15 protein-coding genes are annotated in these 17135 nt (G+C 42.1%); 11 read left to right on the top strand and 4 right to left on the bottom strand.

What is annotated here, in order from left to right; all coding sequences use genetic code 11:
* The first annotated feature begins 32 nt into the window (after positions 1 to 32).
* The 9 genes from hrcA to IGJ01_RS09350 all read left to right on the top strand — a co-directional run bounded on the left by hrcA (position 33) and on the right by IGJ01_RS09350 (position 9791).
* Positions 33 to 1076 (top strand): heat-inducible transcriptional repressor HrcA, encoded by a 1044-nt coding sequence (gene hrcA, locus IGJ01_RS09390; protein ID WP_005225934.1) that lies wholly within the window; start codon positions 33 to 35, stop codon positions 1074 to 1076.
* 38 nt (positions 1077 to 1114) lie between these two features.
* Entirely contained in the window at positions 1115 to 1702 is a 588-nt protein-coding gene (grpE, locus tag IGJ01_RS09385) for a nucleotide exchange factor GrpE (RefSeq protein ID WP_005235647.1), read from the top strand.
* 52 nt (positions 1703 to 1754) lie between these two features.
* Positions 1755 to 3584 (top strand): molecular chaperone DnaK, encoded by a 1830-nt coding sequence (gene dnaK / locus IGJ01_RS09380; RefSeq protein ID WP_005235649.1) that lies wholly within the window; start codon positions 1755 to 1757, stop codon positions 3582 to 3584.
* 126 nt (positions 3585 to 3710) lie between these two features.
* The gene (gene dnaJ, locus IGJ01_RS09375) at positions 3711 to 4880 is read left to right on the top strand and encodes a molecular chaperone DnaJ (protein WP_005235650.1); all 1170 of its coding nucleotides are present in this window, start codon (positions 3711 to 3713) and stop codon (positions 4878 to 4880) included.
* Positions 4881 to 5067: 187 nt separating this feature from the next.
* Entirely contained in the window at positions 5068 to 6168 is a 1101-nt protein-coding gene (locus tag IGJ01_RS09370) for a glycerol dehydrogenase (protein WP_430600995.1), read from the top strand.
* A 407-nt stretch (positions 6169 to 6575) separates the two neighbouring features.
* Positions 6576 to 7541, top strand: coding sequence for a PLP-dependent cysteine synthase family protein (locus tag IGJ01_RS09365; RefSeq protein WP_430600994.1), 966 nt, complete (start codon positions 6576 to 6578; stop codon positions 7539 to 7541).
* A complete protein-coding gene (locus IGJ01_RS09360; protein ID WP_430600993.1) occupies positions 7531 to 8676 on the top strand; it encodes a cystathionine gamma-synthase in 1146 nt (381 codons plus the stop codon). Before IGJ01_RS09365 ends, IGJ01_RS09360 begins: the two co-directional genes overlap by 11 nt.
* A gap of 2 nt (positions 8677 to 8678) precedes the next feature.
* The gene (locus IGJ01_RS09355; protein WP_218193077.1) at positions 8679 to 9323 is read left to right on the top strand and encodes a class I SAM-dependent methyltransferase; all 645 of its coding nucleotides are present in this window, start codon (positions 8679 to 8681) and stop codon (positions 9321 to 9323) included.
* A 12-nt stretch (positions 9324 to 9335) separates the two neighbouring features.
* A complete protein-coding gene (locus IGJ01_RS09350; protein WP_430600991.1) occupies positions 9336 to 9791 on the top strand; it encodes an S-ribosylhomocysteine lyase in 456 nt (151 codons plus the stop codon).
* A 95-nt stretch (positions 9792 to 9886) separates the two neighbouring features.
* Here the strand turns inward: IGJ01_RS09350 and IGJ01_RS09345 are convergent, their stop codons facing one another.
* A complete protein-coding gene (locus IGJ01_RS09345; protein ID WP_430600990.1) occupies positions 9887 to 10642 on the bottom strand; it encodes a Tat pathway signal sequence domain protein in 756 nt (251 codons plus the stop codon).
* A gap of 105 nt (positions 10643 to 10747) precedes the next feature.
* Entirely contained in the window at positions 10748 to 11290 is a 543-nt protein-coding gene (locus tag IGJ01_RS09340; RefSeq protein WP_430600989.1) for a hypothetical protein, read from the bottom strand.
* A 391-nt stretch (positions 11291 to 11681) separates the two neighbouring features.
* Between IGJ01_RS09340 and IGJ01_RS09335 the strand changes: the two genes are divergently transcribed.
* Positions 11682 to 11921 (top strand): hypothetical protein, encoded by a 240-nt coding sequence (locus IGJ01_RS09335; RefSeq protein WP_008382185.1) that lies wholly within the window; start codon positions 11682 to 11684, stop codon positions 11919 to 11921.
* A 52-nt stretch (positions 11922 to 11973) separates the two neighbouring features.
* Here IGJ01_RS09335 and IGJ01_RS09330 read toward each other — a convergent pair whose 3' ends face one another.
* Both IGJ01_RS09330 and IGJ01_RS09325 read right to left on the bottom strand, forming a co-directional pair.
* Entirely contained in the window at positions 11974 to 12711 is a 738-nt protein-coding gene (locus IGJ01_RS09330; RefSeq protein ID WP_005235668.1) for an amino acid ABC transporter ATP-binding protein, read from the bottom strand.
* Position 12712: 1 nt separating this feature from the next.
* On the bottom strand, positions 12713 to 14866 hold the full coding sequence (locus IGJ01_RS09325) for an amino acid ABC transporter substrate-binding protein/permease (protein WP_196044288.1): 2154 nt from the start codon (positions 14864 to 14866) through the stop codon (positions 12713 to 12715).
* Between the two features lie 270 nt (positions 14867 to 15136).
* Here IGJ01_RS09325 and uvrB point away from each other — a divergent pair, with 270 nt between their 5' ends.
* A complete protein-coding gene (gene uvrB, locus IGJ01_RS09320; protein WP_430600988.1) occupies positions 15137 to 17128 on the top strand; it encodes an excinuclease ABC subunit UvrB in 1992 nt (663 codons plus the stop codon).
* Positions 17129 to 17135 lie beyond the last annotated feature (7 nt).

Below are 17135 nucleotides of genomic sequence, written 5' to 3'. Positions count from 1 at the left end.
TAGGAATGAGTGCTAACGGAGGAGTGGATAAAATGTTGACACCTAGACAACAAATGATTTTACACCTCATCATCCAAAATTATACGAATACTGGTCAGCCCACGGGCTCGAAGCGATTGATGGAAGATGGGGTTGAAGCTAGCTCTGCCACCATTCGTAATGAGATGAAGGCGCTGGAAGAAGCTGGACTTCTGTTAAAGACACATTCATCTTCAGGGCGTGTGCCGTCAATAAAAGGGTATCGCTATTACGTTGATCACTTATTGAAGCCATCGGAAGTTGACCAAAACGAAATTCAAACCATTCGTCATTCTTTTGGAAAAGATTTTCATGAAATCAATGAAATCATCCAGCAGTCTGCCACGATCTTGTCCAACTTGACTAGCTATACAGCGTTGTCTCTCGGGCCAGATATGAAGGAAAGGAAATTGACCGGTTTTCGAATCGTCCCATTGAATGCACGACAGATCATCGCGATCATCGTGACGGATAAAGGGAATGTCGAAAATCAAGTCTTTACTCTTCCTGAATCGATGAGCAGCGAAGATTTGGAAAAAATGGTAAGGATCATCAACGACAAATTGATCGGTGAGCCTCTAATGACGGTCTACCATCGTTTAAGAACAGAGATTCCTATGATTCTGCATAAGTATTTTCAAACGACTGACGGAATCGTTGATCTCTTTGATACGATGCTGAGCCACATTTTTGAAGAAAAAATCTTCGTCGGCGGGCGAATGAATCTTCTGGATTTTGAACCGACGCAAGATGTTAGTCAGTTCAAATCGATGTATTCATTTATGAAAAATGCAGATCAGCTGACACAGCTGCTGGCGCCAAGAGATTCTGCGATTCAAATCAGAATCGGCTCTGAGCTTGGCAATGACTTGTTACAAAATATGAGTCTGATCCAAGCTAGCTATGAAATCGAAGGTCATGGACAAGGAACGATCGCTTTATTAGGTCCATCAAGTATGCCGTATTCACGGATGTTTGGTTTGATGGAAGTTTTTCGAGGCGAGTTAGCAAAAAAATTGGCCGATTATTATCGCGCATTAGACGCTGCCAATGAATAAGCGGCAATGAAACAAATCGTAGAAGGGATGGTTGAAACGTGACGGAAAAAGAAGAGCGTTTAGATGAAGAATTAGATAAAACTGCTGAAGAAACCGCAGAAACAACTGAATCTTCAAATGAATCAACTGAAACTGAAGCACAGACTCCTCAACCAGAGGAAGAAACAGTGGAAAAAAGCGAATTGGAACTTTTGCAAGAAAAGAATAATGAATTGGAAGATCAATTCCTGCGTGCTCGTGCAGAGATCGCAAATATCACTTCACGTAACCGCAACGAGCGGGAACTTTTACAAAAATACCGCTCGCAAGATCTTGGCAAAAAACTGTTGCCAGCAATCGACAATTTGGAACGAGCGATGGCAGCAGATGTCGATCAAGACCAAGCGGCGAATTTGAAAAAAGGCGTTGAAATGGTTCTTGAAAGTCTGCGTCAAGCCTTAAAAGAAGAGGGAATCGAAGAGATTCCTGCTGAAGGTGCAATGTTCGATCCGAACTTGCATCAAGCGGTGCAGACTGTACCTGCCTCTGATGAAACACCGGCAGACACAATCGTTACTGTCTTGCAAAAAGGGTATAAATTGCATGATCGTGTCTTGCGTGCAAGCATGGTCATCGTTGCACAATAGTTCTTTCTATCTATAAGTAGATGTTTAAATTAAAAAAGGGAGTGTATTACTTATGAGTAAAATTATCGGTATCGACTTAGGAACAACAAACTCAGCTGTTGCTGTCCTTGAAGGCGGCGAAGCAAAAATCATTACGAATCCAGAAGGAAACCGTACCACACCTTCTGTTGTCTCATTCAAAAATGGTGAGATCCAAGTAGGGGAAGTTGCAAAACGCCAAGCAGTGACAAATCCTAATACGATTTCTTCTATTAAACGCCATATGGGTGAAGCTGGATACAAAGTAGAAGTTGAAGGCAAATCGTATACACCACAAGAAGTTTCCGCAATGGTTCTTCAATACATCAAAGGATTTGCTGAAGACTATTTAGGGGAAAAAGTTGAAAAAGCAGTCATCACTGTTCCTGCATACTTCAACGATGCACAACGTCAAGCAACCAAAGATGCTGGTAAAATTGCCGGTCTTGAAGTAGAACGGATCGTCAATGAACCAACTGCCGCAGCTTTAGCTTATGGGTTAGATAAAACAGATAAAGATGAAAAAATCTTGGTCTTTGACTTAGGTGGCGGTACTTTCGACGTATCGATCCTTGAATTAGGTGATGGCGTCTTTGACGTATTATCAACTGCTGGGGACAACAACCTAGGTGGGGATGACTTTGATAACAAAATCATCGATCACATGGTAGCAGAATTCAAAAAAGAAAACGGCATTGATCTTGGAAAAGATAAAATGGCTTTGCAACGTTTGAAAGATGCTGCTGAAAAAGCGAAAAAAGACTTGTCAGGTGTAACAAGTACACAAATCAGCTTACCGTTTATCACAGCTGGCGATGCTGGTCCATTGCACTTGGAAATGACCTTGACTCGTGCGAAATTTGATGAATTAACAGCAGACTTAGTAGAACGTACAAAAATTCCAGTACGTCAAGCTTTGAAAGATGCTGGGCTATCACAATCAGAAATCGACGAAGTGATCTTAGTTGGTGGTTCAACTCGTATTCCGGCAGTAGTTGATGCTGTACGTAAAGAAACCAATAAAGAACCAAACAAATCAGTAAACCCAGATGAAGTGGTAGCGATGGGGGCTGCGATCCAAGGTGGCGTGATCACTGGGGATGTGAAAGATGTTGTCTTACTAGATGTTACACCATTATCATTAGGTATCGAAACGATGGGTGCTGTCTTCACAAAACTGATCGATCGTAACACAACGATCCCTACAAGTAAATCACAAGTCTTCTCAACTGCAGCAGACAATCAACCAGCCGTTGATATCCATGTCTTGCAAGGGGAACGTCCAATGGCTGCTGATAACAAAACATTAGGAAGATTCCAATTGACGGATATTCCACCAGCACCTCGTGGCATCCCTCAAATCGAAGTAACATTTGATATCGATAAAAATGGGATCGTTAATGTTTCTGCAAAAGATTTAGGTACACAAAAAGAACAAAAAATCACGATCAAATCATCTTCAGGTTTATCAGATGAAGAAATCGAACGCATGGTAAAAGATGCTGAAGCAAACGCTGAAGCTGACAAACAACGCAAAGAAGAAGTTGATCTACGCAATGACGTCGATGCATTGTTGTTCACTGTTGATAAAACATTGAAAGAGCTTGAAGGCAAAGTGGATGCAGACGAAGTCAAAAAAGCGGAAGAAGCTCGTGATGAGTTGAAAGCTGCGGTTGAAGCAAACAACTTAGAAGAAATGAAAACGAAACGTGATGCTTTGAATGAAATCGTACAAAACTTAACCGTTAAATTATACGAACAAGCAGCACAACAACAAGCACAAGAAAATCCAGAAGCTGCACAAGGCGGCGCAGACGATGTGGTTGACGCCGACTTTGAAGAAGTAGACGGTGACGATAAATAATCGCTGTTTGTGAAAAAGCCAAAGTCACCGCTTTGGCTTTTTCTTATGAATTTGCGAAACGTATTTTTCTAGAGCGAATTATATGCTAAAATACGAGAGACGCAAGAATAGAGTGGAGGGAAGCCAATGGCAGACAAAAGAGATTATTATGAGGTCTTAGGTCTACAAAAAGGGGCTTCGGATGACGAAATCAAAAAAGCTTATCGTAAGCTTTCAAAACAATATCATCCAGACATCAATAAAGAACCTGATGCAGAAGCAAAGTTTAAAGAGATTTCTGAGGCCTATGAAATATTAAGTGATTCCCAAAAAAGAGCTGCTTATGACCAGTATGGTCATGCTGGTACCGATCCGAACTACGGAGGCGGTTATGGCGGTGGATTCGGCGGCTTTAACAGTGGCGGATTCTCCGGTGGCGGTTTTGGTGGATTTGAAGACATTTTCGAATCGTTTTTTGGTGGTGGAGGCGGCAGAGCAGCCAATCCTAATGCACCTCGACAAGGAGCAGACTTGCAATATGCGGTTGATCTTTCCTTTGAAGAAGCGATTTTCGGAGTGGAAAAAACTGTTCAATACAATCGTGAAGAAACCTGTCATACCTGCGGCGGGAACGGGGCAAAACCAGGTACTTCACCAGAAACCTGTCATAAATGTCATGGTGCAGGTACTATCAATGTTGAACGTCAAACACCGCTTGGTCGTGTAATGAGCCGTCAAACCTGTGATGTTTGTCATGGAACTGGGAAAGAAATCAAAGAACCATGTACAACCTGTCATGGTACTGGCCATGAAAAGAAAAAACATAATGTAAAAGTCAACGTGCCTGCAGGTGTCGAAGATGGACAACAAATGCGTTTATCTGGCCAAGGGGAAGCTGGAACCAATGGTGGTCCTTATGGGGACCTATACGTTGTTTTCCGTGTGGAAGAAAGTGATATTTTTGATCGTGACGGTTCAGAGATTTATTACGAGTTGCCGTTGAACTTTGTCCAAGCAGCTTTAGGAGATGAGGTCAATGTGCCAACCGTTCACGGGAATGTGAAGTTAAAAATCCCAGCTGGGACCCAAACAGGTACGAACTTCCGCTTACGCGGTAAAGGAGCACCTCGCTTACGGGGAGGCGGCAATGGCGATCAACAAGTCAAAGTGAAGCTGATCACACCTAAGAACTTAAATGAGGAACAAAAAGAAGCATTGCGGGCTTATGCAAAAGCTAGTGGTCATGAAACCACCGAACAACAACCAGAAGGGTTTTTTGATAAAATGAAAGATGCTTTTGGTGGGAAAAAGAAATAACAAGTAAATAATCCAATTCATGCCCTTATAAAACCATCAGTTTTATAAGGGCATGAGTGTTTGTATGGCTATAAATGTGCAGTATGTGCGAGAATCGAATCTTCTTGGCCATCTTTTTTTCTTTTCCTTTGAAATCGCTTGCTTAGTGTGTCACAATAAAAGTAGACCAATTGAAGGAGGAGATACAATGGAAAGAATATTTGCGAGTCCGTCACGATACGTTCAAGGAAAAGGAGTATTGAAGGATGGTTTATCTCACATTAAAGATCTAGGAAAGAAAGTGCTGCTTTTGACCGATGAAACAGTTTGGAAAATTGCCGGGGAAGATTTATTTGAAAATCTCAAAGCGGCTGATTTAGGTCCGGTAAAAGAAATTTTTGGTGGAGAAGCTTCTGCAAATGAAATCGATCGTATCGTCTCTAAAGCCAAAAGCGAATCCATTGAAGTAATTGCTGCATTAGGTGGCGGGAAAGCCATCGATACTGGGAAAGCTGTTGCGGATGAATTAAACATACCGATTGCTGTTTTGCCAACGATCGCTTCTACTGATGCACCAACTTCGGCACTTTCTGTTATTTATACAGATGAAGGTCGCTTTGAAAAATATCGTTTTTACAACAAAAACCCTGAACTTGTCTTAGTGGATACAGCCGTTATTGCGAAAGCGCCTGCCAAATTACTTGCAGCGGGTATTGCGGATGCACTAGCAACCTATGTCGAAGCACGCGCCGTTGCCCGAAGCCATAGTAAGAATATGGTGGGTGGTATTCAACCAATTGCCGGCATGGCAATCGCTGAAAAATGCGAAGAGATTCTTTTTGAGAATGCACTGAAAGCCTATCAAGGAAATAAAAAACAAGTCGTTACCGAAGCTTTTGAACAAATCGTGGAAGCCAACACTCTGTTAAGTGGTTTAGGCTTTGAAAGTGCTGGTTTGGCAGCAGCTCATGCGATCCATAATGGCTTGACAGCCCTTGAAGGAGACGTCCATGATTTGACTCATGGGGAGAAAGTTGCTTACGGGACACTTACACAGTTGATGCTGGAAAACGCGGATCCTGATGAAATTGACCAATATATTGAGTTGTATCAGGCGTTGGAATTACCAACGACATTAGCTGAAATGCATCTTTCTGATGTTAGCGATGCAGAGCTTATGAAAGTCGGTAAACAAGCAACCATCGAAGGGGAGACGATTCACAATATGCCGTTCACGGTATCCGCAGAAGATGTTGTAGCCGCGATCAAAGTCGTGGATGCCTATGTGACTGCTTATTATCCTCTTTAATGTTATTTTATAAACGTTCATTGATCGATACTTGTTGATTAAAAAAAATATTTGACAAAAAAAAAGAGTCGTGCTATTTTGATAACAAGCAAATTAAAGGAGGGAACAAGACATGACGAACTTCAACACACAAACTACCTGTTGTTGTTGTATGGTGCAAAAAGCAGCATACCCATTTGTCATGCCTATTATTAGTTCCTTTGTCGCAGCAGATCGCTGATTTTTATTAGTGATTCGCTTCTATCCGGATAAGACGACATTTTTTTGGGGTACTGATGTAATAGTCAGTACCCCTTTTTGTTTGCTTTTTTTTACCGCTTTCATTGGCGACGGCTGATGATTGCAAGCCAAAATAGGTATATGAAGCTTACAAGTTTTGCCTAAAAAACTGAATAAGGAGTCAAACGATGATCGTTAAAAATGTAAAAGAATTGATAGGGCATACCCCGCTCTTTGAATTTGATGCCGCAGCTTTAGGCGGAAAAAAGGGAAGTAAAATCTATGCGAAACTTGAATATTTAAATCCTGGTGGCAGCATTAAGGACCGCTTAGGAAAGTACTTGATCGATGAGGCATTTCGAGAGCGTACAATCAATCATGAGACAACAGTAATTGAACCGACAGCCGGAAATACCGGGATTGGCTTAGCTATTGCCGGGATCGAGCATGGACTAAAAATGATTTTTGTTATTCCGGAGAAATTCAGCATTGAAAAGCAGCAATTGATTGAAGCATTAGGCGCAACTATCGTTCATACACCAACGGAAGCTGGCATTCAAGGGGCAATCGAAAAAGCAAAGGAATTAGCAAAAGGACAGCCGAATAGTTTTATGCCATTGCAGTTTCATAATCAGAACAATCCCGCAGCCTATCAAGCAACATTGGGGCCTGAGATCTATCAGGAATTACATGGAAAAATTGACAGCTTTGTTGCAGGCGCTGGCAGTGGTGGTACTTTTGCGGGTGTCGCGACGTACTTAAAGAAGCAAAAATCAAGCACTCGTCTTGCTGTTGTTGAGCCGGAAGGATCAATCTTGAACGGCGGTCCTGCCCATGGCCACGAGATTGAAGGGATCGGTGTTGAGTTCATTCCACAATTTTTTGACGATTTGCTTATTGATAACATTTATACGATAAGTGATGCCGAAGGCTTTGCCTTTACTCGTTACTTGGCAAGAAACTATGGTCTGCTTGTTGGAAGTTCAAGTGGAGCCGTGATGGCAGCAGCAGTAAAAGAAAGCCTCGAATTACCAACCGGAAGCTCGATCGCCACAGTCTTTCCCGATGGTGGCGACCGCTATCTATCAAAAAAGATTTATGCTGGCGAATCAGCAATCACACCATTCATAGGAGGAACAAACAATGCATTTTAATACAAAAGTAATTCACGGCGGTATCAGCGAAGACGAACTCACCGGTGCAGTCAGTGTGCCAATCTACCAAACATCTACCTATCGGCAAAATGCTCTAGGTCAGCCAAAGCAATATGAATACAGTCGTTCAGGCAACCCAACTCGTTTTGCCTTAGAAGAATTGATTGCGGATCTTGAAGAAGGCGCTCAAGGGTTTGCTTTTGCCTCTGGATTAGCAGCCACCCATGCGATCTTCACGCTTTTTCAGACAGGAGATCATGTCATTTTAGGAGATGACGTTTATGGGGGGACATTTCGTTTGCTTCATCAAGTATTAGAAAAAAGCGGGTTGACTTATTCACTTGTCAAAACCGATGATTTAGTTGCTATTGAAACAGCAATTCTTCCGGAGACCAAAGCGATTTTTCTGGAAACACCGACGAACCCGCTGTTAAAAATCACGGATATCAAATCGGTTGCGAGACTAGCTGCCCAGCACGATCTCTTGACGATCGTGGATAATACCTTTGCGACGCCATATTTTCAAAAGCCGCTACAATTAGGCGCAGATATTGTGATTCACAGTGCTACCAAGTACCTCGGTGGACACAGTGATGTAGTAGCTGGATTAGCGGTTGCCAAAGAGCCGCTAATCGCCGAAAGAATTGCCTTTTTACAAAACGCTATTGGCGGTGTATTGGGGCCTCATGATAGCTGGTTGATCCAACGAAGCATCAAAACACTTGCTTTGCGGATGAAAGCACATCAAAACAATGCGATGAAAATTGCCCACTACTTACAAGCACATCAAGCTGTTGCAAAGGTCTATTATCCAGGATTGATTGACCATGAAGGTCATGAGATCGCCAAATCACAGATGTCTGGGTATAGCGGTATGATATCTTTTGAACTAAACGATGAATCGAAAACAGCAGAATTTGTTGAATCATTAAAGATTTTTACTTTAGCAGAAAGCTTAGGTGGCGTGGAAAGCTTGGTAGAAGTGCCAGCCGTGATGACCCATGCCTCGATCCCTAAAGAAATTCGTGAGCAATCTGGGATCAAAGATGGCTTGATTCGGTTGTCGGTGGGCATCGAAGACGGTGAGGATCTGCAGGCAGATTTAGAGCAAGCGTTTGAAAAGGCAGGTAGCTAGTGATGGGGAGAGAGTTTATTCCAATTTTTTCTGACTGGGCAGCTGAGTACGATGAAACAGTTGCAGGTAAGGATGAAGAATATCGAGCGGTTTTTTTCAAATATGAACAGTTACTCGCTGAAATAGCTGAAAAAGCAGGGCAGTCTGTGGTAGAATTTGGTAGTGGAACTGGAAATCTAACACAAGCTCTGCTTGATCAAGGAAAAAACGTGCTGGCAATCGAGCCATCGCCAGAGATGCGGCGGATCGCCAAGTCAAAACCCAGTCTTTCTAAAGTGACTTTTGTAGATGGTGATATGGAGATTTTTCCTGAAATCACGGATGTAATCGATACGATCGTTTCTACCTATGTTTTTCATCATCTTACGGAGGACGAAAAACAACGGGCAATCGGCAAATATGCGGCGATGCTGCCAAAAGGCGGGAAAGTGCTTTTCGGGGATACGATGTTTCTTTCCTTAGCCCGAAAAATGGAGCTAATCGATGAAGCGCGGCAAGCTGGACACCAGCGACTAGCCGCTGATCTGCAACGGGAGTACTATCCAGTTACTGCGGATATCGAACGATATTTTCGCCAACATGGGTTTACCAGTCGTTTTAAGCAAATCAATGAGTATGTTTGGCTTGTGGAAGCACAAAAAGAGTAGGAGAGATGTACAATGAAAATGAATGTTGAAAGCTTTAATTTGGATCATACGAAAGTCAAAGCACCTTATGTACGGGTTGCCGATAAAAAACAAGGAACAAATGATACCATCATCAAATATGATGTTCGTTTGAAGCAGCCGAACCAAGCACATATGGATATGGCAAGTCTGCATTCTTTAGAACATTTGACGGCAGAGTTGATTCGTAATCATGCAGATTATATCGTGGATTGGTCACCCATGGGATGCCAAACCGGCTTCTATCTGACTGTCTTGAATCATGACGATTATGAAGAGATTTTGACAGTCCTAGAAAAAACCATGAAGGATGTTTTGCAAGCAAATGAAGTACCTGCCAGCAATGAAGTGCAATGCGGTTGGGCGGCGAACCATACCTTAGAAGGTGCGCAAAAATTAGCGCAAGAATTTCTTGATGAACGTGACAATTGGTCGACCGTTTTTGCCTAAACAAAATAGAAGTAGAAAAAAGGTGCCTGCGTTTGTATTCGCGGACGCTTTTTTTGTTAATCCCGCAAAGAGAGGGGGGATTAACTATTTTTCGTTTATGGTTCTACCGCTTGGACGGTGATGCCGACTCCATTCGGATTGTAGGTATGACTAATGTAAAACTCAAATCCTTCATGAACAAAGAAAAGTCTCCGAATGGCGCTAACGTCCCTGATGTGAGCATCTAAACCATACTGTACGATCAATGTCTCTTTGATCTCCTCAACATCAGCCTCTTTCTCGAATTGTGAGAAATCAATACCGAAAAATTCTGGGACATCAACCAATGTGATTTTCGCTAATCTTTCATCACCAGAATCATCAAATTCAAAATCAAAGCTGATTTTGGACAGTTTGTCCCGTGAACCTAAAGGCACTCTTTTTGTCTCGAGAGCGCTGCTATCAACCATCATTGATAACAAATCAATGGCTGAATCAGGTAAGCGAGTGGTTACTTTTCTTACTTCATCAACCATTGCTCCTTGATCGGGAGAAAAAACTTTTCTAGTCTCTTCTGTGACGATCACATTTTCGCGGCGCCGCTTTCGGTTGATGGCACTGCGCTCTTGGTTTACCCGATCACTACGTTTGATGAGATCGAGGCCAAGATCGCTGATGGACTCAGGGGAAGGTCTTTCTTCCAGTAAAGCAGTTAAGTAATCGATCTCTAAAAACTGCTCGTAGGCAGCTGCCGGCTGGTTTTCGCTGTAGAAGAGGGCAGCGCCAAGCAAAAAACAACTGATACCCAAAGAAAGCAAAAGGCTTCTTCTGCTATGCTCCCGGATTTTTTTTCTAAGTCGACTCAGTTTCATTTGATCCTTCAACTCCCAAGTTTTTTAGATGACTTCTGATAAAAGTGGTGATTGAATTTCATCATGCGTTTTACCAATATCAGTCACGTGAGATCGCTTAATGGATTACTCAATTTCTGATTCAGAAAACTGATCATGCCAGGCCACATTAGAAACGGTTCGGTTAATAAGAGTGACAATGATTGCTTCACCATCGGAATTGATCCAGGCATTGGATTCCACACCTACGACTGCTAGTCGCCAAGAAGGAAGGCCACCCATGGTTTCAAGAACTTGATCGCAAGACATTCCTATTTGCAGTTGATGGAGCAAGTCTTTGTTGACTGTTCGATTCCACCGTCGCGGCAGCCCGATCTGCAATTGTTCACAATACGAAAATTGAGGGGCAGCTGTTTCGGTACTGCTCTGAGCTTGTGCAACGTCATCAGAAGAAGGAGTTGTTTCTGATGCGGGTTCTGATGCATGGTTCTCAGTTCTGGAAGAAGAAGCTCTGGTTTCTGAATCAGCTGACAAAGATTGAGAAGACGACGTTGCTTCTGGTGAAAAACTGCTTTTGGTGTTGTCATCCATGATTTCGTCAATCAAGGTACAGCCAGTGAGAAAGAGGGAGAGTATCATTAGTGGGAAAAATAAAATGATGGTTTTCATAAGATAGGTTCCTCCAAAATGATTTTCTTGGCCTTCCTTTGTTATTTTAATGTTGGTTTTTTATTAGGAAAGCCCCGTCATTTGCTATAAAATAAAAAAAGAAAAATGTTTGTATACCTATTTTGGTTTGGAGGGAGTGTTGTTTAATAAGTGTAACATGTTGCTTCTGATCTGGCTACTTGATTTCAAATGTCCTTTCATGGTTTTAGTAAAATTAGTATCTGCAGCTTACGATGGTGAAAAGGAAATGTTATAATAGATTTAACTACTCAATAAAAATTTGCTATTTTAAAGGTGAACCCTGTATACTCTTACCAGATCAACAGGAACCAGCATACCGGTTGCTAAGAATTTATGTAAGGATTCATAACAAGGAGAGGAGGGAATGAAGATGAGCATCTTAAAGCAGTGGCAAGCAAAACATCAAGCAAAAAAAGAAGCGAAAAAACAAGCGTTACGTTTAAAAAATGCGCAACTTCGTGCAGCAGGGAAAGAGCCATTGAAGGGTTGGGGAAAGATGGTTGATACTGGCGTCGGAGGGGCGAACAAAGCCAACCCTATCGATACAAAAGTATTTTTAGGTGAAAATCAAAAGCGGATTTCAGAAGAAACCAAACGAAAAAATCAATAAAAAAAAAGACCTCTGCAACAGTCCGAGAAAAGAGCTGTTGCAGAGGATTTTTTTAGATATTCAATACTTTGTCTAAGAAATCTTTCGTACGATCGTGCTTAGGGTTGGAAAAGATTTGCTCAGGTGTACCGTCTTCCAAGAAATTACCGCCATCAATAAACATCACACGGTTTGCTACTTCTTTGGCAAAGCCCATCTCATGAGTAACGATTACCATGGTCATTCCTTGTTTTGCCAAATCCTTCATAACATTGAGTACATCGCCAACCATTTCTGGATCGAGGGCGGAGGTTGGTTCATCGAACAACATCACATCGGGATTCATTGCTAAGGCTCTAGCAATTGCCACCCGTTGTTTTTGTCCTCCAGACAGATTGTCCGGGTACATGTCTTTTTTATCTGCCAAACCCACCGTCTCTAATAAACGAATCGCGTTTTGTTCCGCTTCTTGCCGAGAAGCATTTTTTAGATCCATCGGAGCTAAAATAATATTTTCTAAAACCGACAAGTGAGGGAAGAGATTGAAATGCTGAAACACCATGCCGATATGTTGACGAACAGCATTGATATTGGTGTTTTTATCCATCAGATGTGCGCCGTCAACGATAATATCGCCGCTGGTTGGTTCTTCTAAGCGGTTCAAACAGCGTAAGAACGTCGATTTCCCAGATCCTGAAGGGCCGATCACACAAACGACTTCTCCTTCAGCGATTGAAACATTGATATTGTTCAATACGGTATTGTCACCGTATTTTTTTACAAGATTTTCAACTAAGATTTTTTCTTTCATGCTATTTCACCTTCTTTTCTAAAACTTTTGCAAGTTTCGTTAAAGCTGTGATCACGACTAAGTAAATAATCGCGATGATCAAGTAGACATAGGTACTTTGTGTGGTTCGTGCAACGATGATTTTCCCAGTTTGCAATAATTCTACGACTCCAATAACCGAGATGATCGTTGTATCTTTCAACGAGATAACGAATTGGTTAACGAAAGATGGAATCATGATTTTGATCGCTTGCGGTAAAATGATTTTCTGCATTGTCCGAGTGTAGGTCATCCCCAAACTACGAGAGGCTTCCATCTGACCTTTTGGCACTGCGTTGATCCCACCACGGACGATCTCAGCGATATAGGCACTGGCATTTAAGGTCAATGTAATGACCCCAGCAGCAAAGTCCGGAATCGTGATACCAATCGCATCGGAGAGGCCGAAGAAGATGAAGAAAGCCAATACCATCATAGGAATACCACGAATGATGTCAACATAGATCCCTGCAAAAACCCGCAATGCTTTGATTGGAGCAACACTAAATAGTCCAAAAATGATTCCGATCACTAATGCTAAGGCAAAAGAAATCAATGCTAGTAAAAGGGTATTCCATAATCCTTTTAACAAGACGTTATAGTTGTTGCTGATCAAACCAGTGATCGTTGATTCATCCACTCGTTTTTCTGTGGCAGATCCATCTTCAATGTATTTATTGATGATTTGATCGTACTCCCCAGTCCGTTTCATTTCTTTCAATGCTTCATTGAACATTTGGATCAGTTCAGGATTTTGGCCTTTTTTCACCGCAAAACCGTACTGACCACCAGATTCTTTTTCAATCGGTGTCACTAGTTTTTGTCCTTGGCTGATGGCATAACCAATCACTGGATAATCATCCATCATGGCATCAATTTGTCCGCCGTTAACAGCCGCATATAATTGATCGGCAGCATCATAATATTTGATCGAATAGCCATATTTCTCTTCGTTGGCGATCAAGAAGTCTGCACTTTCTGTCCCAACTTTTGCACCGACGGTTTTTCCATCTAAATCTTCATAGGATTTGATGGAATCATTGCCTTCTTTTACAGCAATCTGAATACCACTTTCAAAGTAAGAATCAGAAAAGTCATAGGATTGACGACGCTCATCAGTGATTGTCATCCCAGCGATCATCCCATCTGCTTGGTTACCATCCAACGCTTGCAAAGCTCCGGAAAAACCGATGAAATTGAATTCGATGTTGAACCCTTGCAATTCTGCCGCCCGGTTCATTAAATCAACATCGATCCCTACATACTCATTGTCTTCATTTTGGAATTCAAATGGAGCGAAGGCTGAGTCACTGGCAATTCGGTAAACATCTTTCTTTGGTTCGACTTTCACCATTTCACTAGTGCCTGCATCTGTATCAGACGTTGTGATGTAAGTATTGACGATTTCGTCGTATTTGCCGGAAGCTTTCATATTGGCTAAACCAGCGTTGAATTTTTCAAGGAGTTCTTGATTTTGGCCTTTTCTGACGGCAAATCCGTAAGAAGCGCCTTTTTCAGGTTCGCCGACAAGCTTCATTGGTTCGCCATTGTTGATAGCATAGCCAAGCACTGGATAATCATCAAAAGCGGCTGCCACAGTACCATTGCGTACAGCGCCATATAGTCCAGTAGCGTCATCATATAATTTGATGTCGTAGCCATATTGGTCTTTATTGCTTTCTAGAAAGCGGGCACTTTCGGTACCAACCTTTGCACCGACCGTTTCGCCTTCAAGATCCTCATAGCTAGTAATACTGTCATTGTCAGCAGCTACCGCCATTTGAATCCCACTATCGAAATAAGGATCTGAGAAATCAAAGGTTTCTTTACGTTCCTCTGTGATACTCATCCCAGCGATCATGCCATCTAACTGATTTGATTGCACGCCTTGAATGGAGGCGTCAAAACCTAAAGGACGTAAATCAACTGCAAAACCTTGATCTTCTGCGATTGCATTTAATAAATCTATATCGATCCCAACGTATTCATTATTTTCATTTTGGAATTCGAAAGGAGCAAATGTTAAATCTGTTCCTATCTTATACGTAGTTTCCTCCGCACTTGCTGACTTTACTGAGAGCGTAAAAATGCTGATAATCAGCGCGATTAAAGCGAAGGACATGTGTTTTCTTTTCAAGAAAATTCCCCCTTTAGATATAACGTATTTATAGATTATATGGATTTTTTCTTCAACACACAAGTCTTTCTCTTTAAAAATATGACAAAATCGTTTAAACCTCACATTAGATGTTAGAAAATCAAACATGTTAAGTTATGCTTAATCGCATGAAACTTTCATAGCAAATGATGGCGAAAGTATGTTCGCTATGATATACTTATTTATGGAAAAGCGGCAGCGAGTTTTTCTTTTTTTGTTGTCGTTTAGAATAATTGAGGGGGAATGAAGATGATCGAAAGAACAACTTCCCATGAATTTGACTTAGTATCAAAATATCAACCAGCTGGGGATCAACCAGAAGCGATCCATCAATTGGTTGACGGGGTGGTCGGTGGAAAAAAAGCACAGATTTTGTTGGGAGCCACTGGGACCGGTAAGACTTATACGATTTCTAATCTAATCAAAGAAGTCAATAAACCGACATTGATCATTGCCCATAATAAAACATTGGCTGGACAATTATATGGCGAGTTTAAGGATTTCTTTCCAAATAATGCAGTCGAGTATTTTGTCAGTTACTATGATTACTATCAACCAGAAGCGTATGTTCCTTCCAGTGATACATACATCGAAAAAGACTCCAGTGTCAACGATGAAATCGATAAGCTCCGTCACTCGGCGACAAGTTCTTTATTAGAGAGAAACGATGTGATTGTTGTAGCTTCTGTCTCTTGTATTTTCGGTTTAGGTTCGCCGATCGAGTATGCAAGACAAGTTGTTTCTTTACGAGTAGGGATGGAAAAGTCTCGGGATCAACTATTAAAAGAATTGATCGAGATCCAATTTGAACGAAACGACATCGATTTTCAACGGGGGCGTTTTCGCGTGCGCGGCGATGTTGTGGAGATTTTCCCAGCTTCTCGTGATGAGCGAGCGTTGCGCATTGAGTTTTTTGGCGATGAAATCGATCGGATTCGTGAAGTTGATGCCTTGACGGGCGAGATCATGAGTGACACCGAACATGTGTCGATCTTTCCGGCAACCCACTTTGTGACCAATGAAGACCATATGGAACATGCGATCGCTTCAATCCAAAGTGAACTCGATGAACGACTGAAAGTTTTGCGAGCAGAAAATAAGCTGCTGGAAGCACAGCGTTTAGAGCAGCGAACCAACTATGATATTGAAATGATGCGAGAAATGGGGTATACCTCAGGGATCGAAAACTACTCTCGCCACATGGATGGACGAAAAGAAGGGGAACCGCCTTATACGTTATTGGATTTCTTCCCAGATGATTTTCTATTAGTAATCGATGAATCACACGTAACGATGCCCCAAGTTCGTGGGATGTATAATGGTGACCGTGCTAGAAAACAAATGTTAGTGGATTATGGCTTCCGTTTGCCTTCTGCACTGGACAACCGTCCGTTACGCTTGGAAGAATTTGAGAAACATGTCAATCAAATCGTCTATGTGTCAGCAACACCTGGACCCTATGAATACGATCAAACCGATACCGTCGTTCAACAAATCATTCGACCAACTGGTCTGTTAGATCCGGTGATCGAAGTACGACCGATCATGGGTCAAATTGACGACCTCGTGGGAGAAATCAATGAGCGAGTCGAGCGAAATGAACGGGTCTTTGTGACGACCTTGACGAAAAAAATGTCTGAAGATTTGACGGATTACTTCAAAGAATTAGGGATCAAAGTCAAATACTTGCACAGTGACATCAAAACATTGGAACGAACAGAGATCATTCGAGACCTGCGCCTCGGTGAATTTGATGTACTGGTCGGAATCAACTTACTGCGAGAAGGGTTAGACGTGCCGGAAGTTTCTCTGGTTGCGATTCTTGATGCCGATAAGGAAGGCTTCCTGCGCAGCGAACGCTCATTAGTCCAAACCATTGGACGGGCAGCCCGAAACTCTGAAGGAAAAGTAATCATGTACGCTGATAAAATGACTGATTCGATGCAGCGAGCGATCGATGAAACGGCGCGACGCCGAAGTATCCAAGAAGCCTACAACGAAGAACATGGGATCGTACCGAAAACCATTATTAAAGAAATTCGCGATCTGATCGCGATCACAAAAGTGGCAGAAGAGACCGGTGAATACACCACGACTTCTTATGAAGAACTGAGTCGTGAGGAAAAAGCAACCTTGTTGCTGAAGCTAGAAAAAGAGATGAAAGATGCTGCGAAAGCATTGGATTTTGAAACGGCTGCTACCTTAAGAGATGCTATTCTTGAGCTAAAAGCTGCTGATTAGAAGGAGA

It is taken from the genome of Enterococcus sp. AZ089, from assembly GCF_050547225.1.
Taxonomy (GTDB): domain Bacteria; phylum Bacillota; class Bacilli; order Lactobacillales; family Enterococcaceae; genus Enterococcus_D; species Enterococcus_D entomosocium.
The sequence above is the reverse complement of the archived record's forward strand: the minus strand, read 5'-3'. Positions and strand labels throughout refer to the sequence as shown.